Origin of the sequence: Brachybacterium sp. EE-P12 (assembly GCF_003711805.1) — a bacterium.
Classification (GTDB): Bacteria; Actinomycetota; Actinomycetes; order Actinomycetales; family Dermabacteraceae; genus Brachybacterium.
In genome coordinates, this window is sequence record NZ_QXCP01000011.1 from 1 (window position 1) to 11,354 (window position 11,354).

10 protein-coding genes are annotated in these 11,354 nt (G+C 71.5%); 5 read left to right on the top strand and 5 right to left on the bottom strand.

The window, feature by feature from the left end:
- Nucleotides 1–53 precede the first annotated feature (53 nt).
- Genes D1648_RS15950 through D1648_RS15965 form a run of 4 tightly spaced genes read left to right on the top strand, consistent with a single transcriptional unit; the run spans nucleotide 54 to nucleotide 3,413 of the window.
- Nucleotides 54–758 carry an extracellular solute-binding protein gene (locus tag D1648_RS15950; protein ID WP_241155549.1) on the top strand — a complete coding sequence of 235 codons (705 nt, stop codon included), beginning with the start codon at nucleotides 54–56 and terminating at the stop codon, nucleotides 756–758.
- Entirely contained in the window at nucleotides 755–1,702 is a 948-nt protein-coding gene (locus D1648_RS15955) for a carbohydrate ABC transporter permease (RefSeq protein ID WP_241155550.1), read from the top strand. The genes D1648_RS15950 and D1648_RS15955 overlap by 4 nt, the downstream gene beginning before the upstream one ends.
- A gap of 1 nt (nucleotide 1,703) precedes the next feature.
- On the top strand, nucleotides 1,704–2,603 hold the full coding sequence (locus tag D1648_RS15960; protein WP_370239846.1) for a carbohydrate ABC transporter permease: 900 nt from the start codon (nucleotides 1,704–1,706) through the stop codon (nucleotides 2,601–2,603).
- Nucleotides 2,604–2,609: 6 nt separating this feature from the next.
- Nucleotides 2,610–3,413, top strand: coding sequence for a hypothetical protein (locus D1648_RS15965; protein ID WP_122943600.1), 804 nt, complete (start codon nucleotides 2,610–2,612; stop codon nucleotides 3,411–3,413).
- 10 nt (nucleotides 3,414–3,423) lie between these two features.
- Here the strand turns inward: D1648_RS15965 and D1648_RS15970 are convergent, their stop codons facing one another.
- The 4 genes from D1648_RS15970 to D1648_RS15985 are packed head-to-tail and all read right to left on the bottom strand — an operon-like array spanning nucleotide 3,424 to nucleotide 8,729.
- Nucleotides 3,424–5,445 carry a heparinase II/III family protein gene (locus D1648_RS15970; protein ID WP_122943601.1) on the bottom strand — a complete coding sequence of 674 codons (2,022 nt, stop codon included), beginning with the start codon at nucleotides 5,443–5,445 and terminating at the stop codon, nucleotides 3,424–3,426.
- 16 nt (nucleotides 5,446–5,461) lie between these two features.
- Nucleotides 5,462–6,298, bottom strand: coding sequence for a sugar phosphate isomerase/epimerase (locus D1648_RS15975; protein WP_122943602.1), 837 nt, complete (start codon nucleotides 6,296–6,298; stop codon nucleotides 5,462–5,464).
- Entirely contained in the window at nucleotides 6,295–7,560 is a 1,266-nt protein-coding gene (locus D1648_RS15980; RefSeq protein WP_122943603.1) for a DUF993 family protein, read from the bottom strand. The genes D1648_RS15975 and D1648_RS15980 overlap by 4 nt, the downstream gene beginning before the upstream one ends.
- 5 nt (nucleotides 7,561–7,565) lie before the next feature.
- A complete protein-coding gene (locus tag D1648_RS15985) occupies nucleotides 7,566–8,729 on the bottom strand; it encodes a Gfo/Idh/MocA family protein (RefSeq protein ID WP_122943604.1) in 1,164 nt (387 codons plus the stop codon).
- Nucleotides 8,730–8,944: 215 nt separating this feature from the next.
- On the opposite strand from D1648_RS15985, the gene D1648_RS15990 reads away from it, so the two are divergent.
- Nucleotides 8,945–10,453, top strand: coding sequence for a hypothetical protein (locus D1648_RS15990; RefSeq protein ID WP_122943605.1), 1,509 nt, complete (start codon nucleotides 8,945–8,947; stop codon nucleotides 10,451–10,453).
- Nucleotides 10,454–10,640: 187 nt separating this feature from the next.
- On the opposite strand, the gene D1648_RS15995 is transcribed toward D1648_RS15990, so the two are convergent.
- Nucleotides 10,641–11,126: a hypothetical protein gene (locus D1648_RS15995; RefSeq protein ID WP_122943606.1), complete on the bottom strand. Its 486-nt coding sequence runs from the start codon at nucleotides 11,124–11,126 to the stop codon at nucleotides 10,641–10,643.
- Nucleotides 11,127–11,354: the final 228 nt, after the last annotated feature.

Sequence of the window (11,354 nt, forward strand, 5' to 3'; positions counted from 1 at the left end):
GTTCGGTTAGGGCAGGCGGTGCATGTTGCCCCGCGCAGTGACTCCCGACCAGCTTGGCGACGAACGCCATCGTGCAGTCCTTCGCGCTCGCGCAGACCGAGGGCGCAGACCTCGCCTCGGGGGATCTGTCCTACCTGGCCCCGTACTACGAGCGGCTGCTCGCGATGCAGGACGCCGGCTCGACCGAGACCTTCTCGACGGTGGACTCGCAGTCGCTGAGCTACCAGGCGCAGTTCGGCACCCAGAAGGCCGCGATGATGCCGATGGGCACGTGGTACATCGGCACCCTGCTCGCTCAGCGCGAGAGCGGCGATGCCGACGAGTTCGAGTGGGGCATGGCCCCGGCACCGCAGCAGACCACCGGCGCCGGCCCGATCACCTTCGGGGATCCGACCACCCTGGCGATCAACGCCGAGCTCTCGGGCGAGAAGCTGGAGGTCGCCCAGAGCTTCCTGGACTACATCGTCTCCGAGGACTGCTCGAAGGCCCTCGCCGGGATCGGCATCACACCGTCGTACTTCTCCGACGAGGTGGTCGACACGATCTTCTCCCTCGACGGGATGCCCGACGACGAGCTGTCCCGCACCGCCTTCGCCGACACCGAGGTGGAGGCGGAGAATCCGATCGGAGAGTTCACCAACGACATCGTCACCATCCTCGAGGACACCCATTCGGAGATCCTCACCGGGTCCAGCCCGGTCGACGAGGCGCTGACCAAGGCGGAGGAGCAGCTCGAGAACGAGGGCCTGACCGCGTGAGCGCCCCCGCCCTCACCCCTCGTCCACCCGAGACGTCGCGCGGAGGGGCCGGCTCGGCCCGCAGCGCCGGCACAGCGCTCCGCCGTCGACGGACCGTCGCGGGCTGGACGTTCATCATGCCGAACTTCCTCGGCTTCGTCCTGCTCACGCTCGGTCCCGTCCTCGCGCTGTTCTACATCGCCTTCACCAAGTGGTCTGCCTTCGGCTCTCCGCAGTTCACGGGCCTGGAGAACTTCGAGCGCCTCATCGGCGACAAGATCTTCTGGACGTCGTTCGGGAACACCCTGTACTACTCGGCGATCCACATCCCGGTCACGTTCGTGGTCTCGCTGAGCCTGGCGCTGCTGCTGAACGAGAAGATGCGGGGACGGGCCTTCTTCCGCTCCGCGGCCTTCTTCCCGTACTTCACCTCCATCGTCGCGGTCGCGCAGGTCTGGAACATGCTGTTCTCCCCGGAGTTCGGCCCGGTCAACCAGCTGCTGCGCTTCATCGGTCTGGAGAACACGCCGGACTGGGTGGCCTCGAGCACCTGGGCCATGCCGGCGGTGATCATCGTCGGCATCTGGCGGGACGCCGGGTACTTCATGCTGCTGTTCCTCGCCGGGCTGCAGTCCATCAACCCCGAGCTCCACGAGGCCGCGAAGATGGACGGCGCGAACTGGCTCGAGCGCATCTTCAACGTCACGATCCCCGGTCTGCGCCCCACCATGTTCTTCGTGACCGTGATGCTGACGATCAACAGCTTCAAGGTCCTCGATCTGATCCTGGTGATGACCGGCGGCGGGCCGGGGAACTCGACGCTCGTGCTGTCCCAGTACATCTATCGGATGGGCTTCGAACGCAACGACTTCGGGTATGCCTCGACGATCTCGGTGGTGCTGTTCGCCCTCTGCATGGTCGTGACCATCATCCAGTTCGCCTACAACCGTCGAGCGGAGAAGTGACATGACCCAGCTCGCCTCACGTCCCGCTGCGGCGCCCGGCACCTCCGGGCCCGCTCCGCTGCGCACCGCACCCATGACGCCGCAGACGGTGCTCAGCCGCACGGTGCGCTACGTGCTCCTCTCACTCATCTCCGTCGTGGTGCTCACACCCTTCGCCTGGATGGCGCTCAGCTCGCTGAAGCGCAACAACGAGGTCTTCACCGCCCCGATCACCTGGTTCCCCGACGAGTGGCAGTGGCACAACTACATCGACATCTGGACCAAGGCCGACATGTCGACCTGGCTGGGGAACACGATCTTCCTGTCGGTCACGGTCACCGCCCTGCAGGTGCTCACCGGCTCGTTCGCGGCCTACGGCTTCAGCCGCATCCGCTTCCCCGGACGCGATGCGCTGTTCCTCGTCTACATCGGCACCATCGCCGTGCCGTGGCAGGCGTACATGATCCCCCAGTTCAAGCTGCTGTCCGAGGTGGGGCTGGCCGACACCCGGCTGTCGATCATCCTGCTGCAGGCGTTCAGCGCCTTCGGCGTGTTCCTCATGAAGCAGTTCTACGACACCGTCCCCGAGGAGCTCTCGGAATCCGCTCGCATCGATGGGCTCACCGAGTTCGGCATCTACCGGAGGATCATGCTGCCGCTGTCCGTGCCGTCGATCTCCGCCCTGGCGATCCTCACCTTCACGAACACCTGGAACGACTACATGGGCCCGCTGATCTACCTGCGCAGCCCCGACCTGTGGACGATCCAGCTGGGCCTGAAGACCTTCATCGGCCAGTACAACGCGGACTACGCCGCGATCATGACCGGCTCGGTGCTCTCGGTCCTGCCGATCGCCGTGGTGTTCGCCCTCGGCCAGAAGTACTTCGTCCAGGGCATCGCCTCGAGCGGGCTGAAGGGCTGATCGACGATGTCGCAGCTGCACGCTCCCCCGCCGGCCCGCCGTGCGCCGCTGGTGCGCTGGGGAGGCCGGGACGGCCCGGCGAGCACGAGCAGCCATGCCGCCCGCACGTTCAGCGCACTGGGCTCGTACGTCTTCGCGGCGCTGCGCCTGAACATCGTGCTGGCGGTGGGGGCTCTGCCGCTGGTGCTGCTGCTCCTGCTCGCCGCCGACCCCTTCAGCGCGCCGCCCGCGCTGCTGGCGGCGGTGTACCTGGCGATGCCGGTCGTCACGGTCGCCTTCTGCGCCTTCCGCGACAGTCCGGCCTTCCGGATCGGACTGTCCGCGAGGGAGGGTGCCGACGAGGACTCGTGGTGGCGCTCCCACCCCGAGCAGTCGCTGCTGCGCCCCGCGCTGCACGTGCTGCGGCGGACGGGCCCGCGCACGCTCGGCGGGACCGCACTGCCGATGGCGCTGGCTCTGGTCCTGGTGGTCGACGCGCAGTGGGCTCTGGGCCATTCCATGGGCTTCGTGCTCGTCCCCGCGTTCCTGCTCGGCGCGGCACTGGCTCTGGTCACCGCGTTCAACACCGCGGCGCTGATCAGCGAACGGGCCGAGGCTCCCTGGCACGTGCTGCTCCGCATCGCCGCCTTCGGCGCCCTGCGCAGCTGGCCGCTGTCGTTGCTGAACCTCGCGGTGACGGTGATCGCCGTGATGGGCCTGACCGTGCAGCCGCTGCTGTGCTGGGTGCTCGCGTCCTCGCTCGTGCTCTACGTGATCTGGGCCGGCTCCCGCTGGTCGATCCTGCCGACGGTCCGTCCGCGCACCGGCTGACCCGCCGCACCTACCGCATCCATCGGTCCCGGTCGGCCGTGACGGTGAGATCCGCACTGCCGTGCGCGGCGCCGTCGAGGCTGAGACGGTGGACGGCCCTCCCCCAGGACGCCTCCAGCAGCGGGTCGTGGATCTGCTGCCGTGCGAGGACGCCCGCGCCGAGCCCGGGATCCCAGCGCAGCTCGGCGACCGCCCCGGACAGCGCGCGCACCCGCAGCAGACCCGGCGCATGCTCGAGGGCATCTCCGGCGATCACGTGGTGGAGCACGACGGGCCGGCCCTCCTCGTGCTCGGCGCGCGGCGCCAGCTCCCAGGCATCGCTGATGCGCGCTGTGCGGGCCTCGCGATCCAGGGAGGCGGTGCGCCGCCAGCTGAGCACGCCCGCAGCGACGGGATAGGCCTCGCGCAGCTCGAGGCCGAGCGCGGTGCGAGGCTCGGGGGTGCGTGCGGTGTCGGCATCGGGCTCTCCCGGCTCCGCCACCACCTCGACGGCCCGGAACCGCTCCCCCACGCCCTGCTGCTCACCCCGGATCTCCGGCAGGTTGTGCCACGAGCTCGTCATGGTCCAGATCTCGTAGCGTCGCTCGGTGAAGGTGAGCGCCGTGTACGTGGGCTGCCCGAGTTCGATGAGCACCGGCGAGCCGTCGAGCGCGATGAGATACGAGCCGACGTCGAGATGGTTGTGGGCCTCGTCGTTGTGGCCGCCCTTGACCGCGAGCGCCAGCCCGCTGCTCTCGCCGCCTCGTTCACGGGCCACCAGCAGCTGCACCTCCGGCAGCCAGGTCTCGGCGGGCAGCACCGGCCGGCTGTCCCGCCCGTCGGCCTCCCTCCAGGCGGCGTCGCCGCAGGCGACGAGCACCCGGCCGAGCCCCAGCTGCGGGTGCACGAGCGGCGAAGCGCCCGAGCCGCGGTGGGCGAGGGCCTGAGCCGCGACGTCTCCGGCCCCCAGAGCACGCGCCCAACGGTGCAGCACGTCCCACGGCTGCTCGGCCGGCGGACGTGCGGGACCGTCGGCGACGTTGACGAACCATCCCTCGCCGAGCTCCATCCGCTGAGGGAAGCGCAGCAGGGCCTCGATCACCTCGATCCGGGCGACCGCTTCCCGGGCCAGCAGCCCGTCCGAGGCGATGATCAGCAGATCGATCGCCTCGAGCAGCCGGCAGGCACCGTTCCAGAAGTAGGAGAAGCCCTCGTCGATCCCTCCGTCGGCGGGGAAGGACGCCAGATAGCGGTCCAGCTGGGCGATGGACAGGGCGAGGATCGCATCGCGGTCCGCACGGTCGCCCACGTCGTCCAGCAGCATGAGGGACGCCGCGACAAGGTGCTGGTGGATCCAGCCGGTCCAGTTGTGCGCGGCGCCGTGCAGCCAGTGCCAGTCGCGCCGGGCGAGGTAGGGCTCGAACACGCGGGTCCGGGCCTCGCGACGGATCCGTGCTCGGAGGCCCGGCACCCTCTCCTCGAGCGCTCCGCCGAGCGCGAGGTCCGCCCAGGCCAGCACCTGCACGGTCTGCGCGGCGCCCAGATCGACGACGGGCGAGTCCCGGTCCGGGACCACCCAGCCGCGTCGATCATGCGCCTCCTCGTGCGCGACCCAGCACCAGGTCGACAGCTCGCACAGCAGCATGAGCCCATCCGCCGCGCGGTCGATCCAGCGCGTCTCGCCGGTGCCGACGGCCGCCAGCACCGCCTCACCGGTCATGACCCCCAGCCGGCGCACGTCGTCCTCGTGGTCCGTCCGGATGCCGTCGCGCCAGTACCGGGCGTACTGGCTGAGCAGCGGGAACGGCAGCGGCACCGTGGCAGAGGCCCGGGCCGGTGCGGAGAGGGCCGCCCGCAGCTCGTCCGGCAGACCGGCCGCGCCGCCCCCGGGAGCCAGCCGCGGCACGGCGACCAGCTCCCCGACACGGTCGAAGGCCCGCGAGAGGGCGTCAGGCAGCCCGGCACGGCACGCTGCGTGCGGGCCGGTGCCGTACTCGTCCTCGGGATCGATGGTGAGGCCCCATGCCTCACGGAGCGGCGAGGTGACTGTCATCAGCGGCGCGGTGCGTTCACGCGTACGGCAGCACCAGCTGCTCGTACCGCTCGGCGATGATCCGGGCGGACTCGTCGGCGGGCGTCGCCCACACGTCCTCGTTGAAGATCTCCACCTCGATGTCGCCGGTGTAGCCGGCCGCAGCGATCATGCGGGTGATCGAGGAGAAGTCGATGTAGCCGTCGCCCATGTAGCCACGGGAGTTCAGCGGCTCCTCGGCGAGCGGCAGGTTCCAGTCGCACACCTGGTAGGCGAACAGTCGCCCGGAGGCGGCGGCCCGCTGGATCGCCCGCTCGAGGTACGGGTCCCACCACACGTGATAGCTGTCCACGACGACGCCGGCGGCGGGGCTGCCGGAGGCCTCGGCGATATCGAGGGCCTGGTCGAGGGTGGAGAGCACGGCACGGTCGGCCGCGAACATCGGGTGCAGCGGCTCGAGGGAGAGCGTCACCCCGCGCTGCTCGGCGTAGGGGGCGAGCTCGGCGACCGCCTCGGCCACCCTGGCGCGGGCGCCGACGAGGTCCTTGTCGGCGCGGTCCACCCCGCCGACGACGAGCACCAGCGTGGGCGCTCCGAGCCCGGCCGCCTCGTCGATCGCGCGGCGGTTGTCCTCCAGCGCTGCGGCACGGTCCGCCTCGGCGGAGGCGGTGAGGAAGCCGCCGCGGCACAGGGAGCTGACGCGCAGCCCGGCGTCGTCCACGCGGCGGCGCAGCGCGTCCAGGCCCACCTCGGCGACGTCCTGCCGCCAGAGGCCCACGGCCCCGATGCCACGGGAGGTCGTGGCCTCGAGGAACTCCTGCAGCGGGGTGGTGCGGAAGGTCCAGCGGTTCAGTGACAGGCGGTCCGGGCTCATGCTGTCGCCTCCTCGATCTCGTAGCCGGCCAGGCGCAGCATCCCGTGCCAGCGCTCGGCGGCCAGCGCCGGATCCTCGAGATTGCCGGTGGCGGCGGCCAGCTCGACGGTGCGCGAGAGGTGCGGGAGGCTGCGGGCGGAGTGCATGCCGCCCACCATCGTGAACGCCTGCTGGTGGCCGTTCAGCCAGGCCAGGAACGCGACGCCGGTCTTGTAATGGTAGGTGGGGGCGGAGAACACGTGCCGCCCCAGCTGCTCGGCGGCATCGAGGATGCGCCGCGCCTCGGCCACGTCCCCGCGGTCCAGCGCCTGCACGGCGGCGGAGGCGGCGGGGGCGGTCGCGGCGAAGGCGCCGAGCAGGGCGTCGGAGTACTCGCCCCGGACCTGCTCCCCGTCGGCCGCGGCGGTCGTGGTGCCGTCGCCGACGATGAGGTGGGAGAAGTGGAAGTCGTCGCCGGTGAGCATGCGCACGCCGTCCGGGAGGCGCTCGCGCACGGCGATCTCGGCGGCGTCGTCCAGCAGGCTCATCTTCACGCCGCGGATCCTGGAGGGGTCCTCGCCGATGATGCGCAGCAGGGTGTCCGCCCCGGCGGCGGGGTCGTCGCTGCCGAAGTAGCCGGCCAGCTGCGGGTCGAACACGGTGCCCAGCCAGTGCAGGACCACCGGGGCGCTGGCCTCGGCGAGCACGCGGCGGTAGACCTCCTCGTAGTCCGCGGCGGAGCGTGCGGTGCGGGCGAGGTGGCGGGAGGCCATGAGCACGGCCCCGGCGCCGGTGGCCTCGGTGGCGCGCAGCTGCTCGACGTAGGCCTCGACGATCTCGTCCAGGCTCAGGTCCTGCTCTGCGCGCTGGTCGGTGTTCACCCCGGCGACGACGAGGTCGCTCACGGACGCGCCTGCGGGGAACACGGCGGCGATCTCGGGGTCGGCCAGCGCCTCGCGGGCCGCGTCGGCGGTGCGGGTGATGAGCTCGCGGGTCGCGGCGGGGTCCAGGCCCATGCCGCGCTGGGCGGTGTCCATCGCGTCGGCCACCCCGAGCCCGCGCGACCACATGGTGCGGCGGAAGGCGAGGGTCGCGTCCCAGTCGATCGCGGCCGGGGCGCCGGGGGTGTTGTCCCCGTGCACCTGCGGGACCACGTGCACCGCCGCGTAGATCACGCGGGAGCGCAGCGGTGCGGCGGGGCGGGCGAAGGCGGGGGCCTCGGCGAGCGGGACGCGGCGCAGCGCGCCGTCCTCGTCGAGCAGGGTCAGCTGCAGGTCGCTCATCGCTCTCACACCTCCGTCAGCGGGTCGAGGCTGATGCGGCGGCCCTCGGCGGAGCTGGCGAGCCCCGCCTCGGCCAGTCGCACGCCGCGCGCGCCGGAGAGGAAGTCGTAGGGGTACTCCCGCCCCTCCGCGTAGCTGGCGAGGAAGTCCTCCCACTGCACCTTGAAGCCGTTGTCGAAGCCGTCCGGGCCGGCGTTGTCCGGCACCTCGATCCAGTCGCCGCGGTAGTCGTGGCCGTCCCTCACGTCGGGGTTCCACACGGGCTTCGGGGTGGCCTCGCGCGGCTGGATGCGCGCGCCGTGGAGCCCGACGACGGCGGAGCCCTTCGTGCCGTCGACCTGGAACTCGACCAGCTCGTCGCGATGCACCCGCACGTCCCAGCTCGAGTTCATCTGCACGACGGTCCCGCCCTCGAGGCGGAAGACGCCGTAGGCGGCGTCATCGGCCGTGGCGGCGTACTCCTCGCCCTGCTCGTCCCAGCGGCGCGCGATGTGGGTGGCGGTCTGGGCGTAGACGTCCTCGATGCGGCCGAAGAGCTCCTCGATGACGTAGTTCCAGTGCGGGAACATGTCCGCGACGATGCCGCCGCCGTCCTCGGAGCGGTAGTTCCAGGAGGGGCGCTGGGCGCTCTGCCAGTCGCCCTCGTAGACCCAGTAGCCGAACTCGCCGCGCACGGAGAGGATCTCGCCGAAGAAGCCGGAGTCGATCAGGCGGCGCAGCTTGAGCAGGCCGGGGAGGTAGAGCTTGTCGTGGACGACGCCGTTGACCACCCCGGCCGCCTTCGCCAGGCGCGCGAGCTCGAGGGCGTCCTCGAAGGTCTCGGCGGTGGGCTTCTCGGTGTAGATCGCCTTGCCGGCGGCAATCGCCTTCTTGAGGTTCGCGACGCGCAGGTTCGTCACCAGCGCGTCGAAGTAGACCTCGTAGTCGGGATCGGCGAGGGCGGCGTCGACGTCGGTGGTCCAGTTCTCCAGCCCGTGGCGCTGCGCGATGTCGCGCAGCTTCTCCTCGTTGCGGCCGACGAGCAGCAGGTCCGGCACGAGCCGATCCCCGCTCGCGAGCTCGACGCCGCCCTGCTCCCGGATCGCGAGGAGGGAGCGCACCAGGTGCTGCCGATAGCCCATGCGCCCCGTGGCGCCGTTGACGATGATGCCGATCCTGCGTTCTGCCATGTGGCTGCTCTCCTTCGAGGTCTCGGTGCCGCACTCGCAGCCCCCGGCGGTGGTAACCGCTTTCCGTCGAGAGTGATTACACCATGTCCGCGCACGACGGGCAAGCTCGCCCGCCCCCGCGCGGCCGGCGCACCCCGCGGTCTCGCACGCACGGCGCCGGTCCTCCCGTGAGAGTGTGCCTGGGGAGGCGTCAGCGACGTGGAGAGGCGACAGCGGTGAGCGCACGACATGATGGACGAGCACTGATCACGAAGCGGACCCTCGCCGGGGCGACCGTGCTCGCCCTCGTCGGCGGCGCTGCGGCCTGCTCGGGGAGCGACCTGGCCATCGAGCCTGTCGAGAATCCGAGGACGGCCGTGCTGCCGGGCGAGGACCCCGCCGGCGCCGCCCTCGCGCTGAGCGCGGCGCTGTTCGCCGCCTCCGACGTCGCGATGCTCGCCCCCGCGGAGGACGCGGAGGCCGTCACGGCCCTGCTGCCGCATCTCCCCCGGCTCCCGTCACCCCTGCTGCTCGGCACCGACCAGGCGGTCGCCGACGAGCTCGAGCGGCTCGGCGCCGGCACCCTCGTGGTCGCTGAGGGCACCGATCTCGCCGGCCTCGAGGACGGGCGGGAGGTCGTCGAGATCGATCCGTCCGACGAGGAGCCGGGCCTCCCCCGGGTCGCGAACCAGGAGCCGAAGCCCGCGGTGTCGCTGCTGGTCGACACGGCGCTGGAGGCGCCGACGCCGGCGCTCGCGAGCGCGGTCGCCTCCGCCGTCGGCGGCACCGTCGTCGAGATGCCGGACGGGGATCTCGGGCGCAGCAGCGAGACCGTCGCCGCCGCGAAGGCCGCCGCGGGCGAGGATGCGACCACGGGCGTGCTCGCCCTCGGCGCCGCCTTCGGGGAGACGACCGCCCTGATCGACATGCTCGGGAAGCTCGGCGCGATGGCGCAGCTGCCCGGCGGCGGCACCACCGTCTTCCCCGGCCGGCGCATGATCGCGGCCTACGGCACCCCCGGCGTGCCCTCGCTGGGGATCCTCGGCGAGCAGGGGCTCGAGGAGACCCTCACCCGGGTGCAGGAGATGGCCGCGGACTACGACGATCTCGCGGAGGAGCCGATCGTCCCCGCCTTCGAGCTCATCACGACCCTCGCCTCCTCCGATCCGGGCGGCGACGGGGACTACTCCTCGGAGCTCGGCGTGGAGGGCCTGCGCGAGTGGGTCGACGCGGCGGGCGAGGCCGGGGTGTACGTGGTGCTCGACCTGCAGCCGGGCACCACCGACTTCCTCACCCAGGCCAGGCGCTACGAGGAGCTGCTGACCGCCCCGCACGTCGGCCTCGCACTGGATGCGGAGTGGCGGCTGCTGCCCGGCCAGAAGCACCTCGCGCAGATCGGCTCGGTCACCGCCGCGGAGGTCAACGAGGTCTCCACCTGGCTCGCGGACCTCACCGCGGAGCACTCCCTGCCGCAGAAGGTGCTGATCCTGCACCAGTTCAACCTCTCGATGATCTCCGACCGGCAGGACGTGGACACCTCCCGCCCCGAGCTCGCGATCACCCTGCACGCCGACGGACACGGCACGCACGAGGACAAGCTCGCCACCTGGAGGGCCCTCCAGCAGGGCCTGCCCGGCGGGATCCGCATGGCGTGGAAGAACTTCATCGACGAGGACACCCCGATGTTCACGCCCGAGGAGACCTACGACCTCGAGCCGCGGCCCTGGTTCGTCTCGTATCAGTAGGTCAGCCGGTGCCGACGCCGCGGAGCAGCACCACCATCGCGCCCCTCAGCACCACCGCGACCCTCAGCACCAACGCGACCCCAGCACCAACGCGAGGCGGGGATGCGCGATTCTGAACCGCTTCCGCGCCGGAAGTGGTTCAGAATCGCGCATCCCCGCCTCGAGTCGGCGGCCCGGTCCGGCCGGGTCAGGCGGCGCGGAGGTGGGCGAGCACGAGCCCGACGGGGATCGACACCGCGGTCAGCACCAGCGCGGCCCGGAACACCCACAGCAGCCACGTCGGCCCCGTCGCACCGCGACCGACGGCGCGGAGCATCAGCACCATCGTCACCACGAGCAGCGCGCCGCCCGCATCGACCAGCAGCGGCGCGCCGAGAACGGTGCCGCCGATCACCGCGAGGCCGCCGAGGTTCCAGGTCAGGAGCTCAATGAGGAGCACTCCGCGGCTGGGCGCCCGGGCGGCGAGGCGCTGCTGCGCGGTGCCGAGCACTCCCTGCATCACGCCGCCGACGAGCACCTGGAATGCCGCGGACCACGAGCCGTGCTCGAGCCCGAGCGGACCGGTGACCGCCGCGGTGAGCCCGCCGGTGATCACCCAGGCGAGAGCGAGGAGGCGGAAGGGCAGATCGGTGCGGGCGGGGCTCGCGGGGGCGGCGGCGGACGGCTCGGTCATGCCTCCCATCCTGCGCCTCGGCACCCTCGTGGCACCGCGCGATCACGGCCGGATGTGGCACGGACCCCAGCGACCACTCCCCTCGGCGTGGTCAGGTGGGACGCGGGGCTCCCCCGTCGAGGAATGCGCGATTCTGAGCCACTTCCAGGGCAGAAGTGGCTCAGAACGTTGACTGTCAAGCTGGTTGGAGTCAGTCGGTTGGTTTGGTCAGGCTGTTTTGACTAGGTG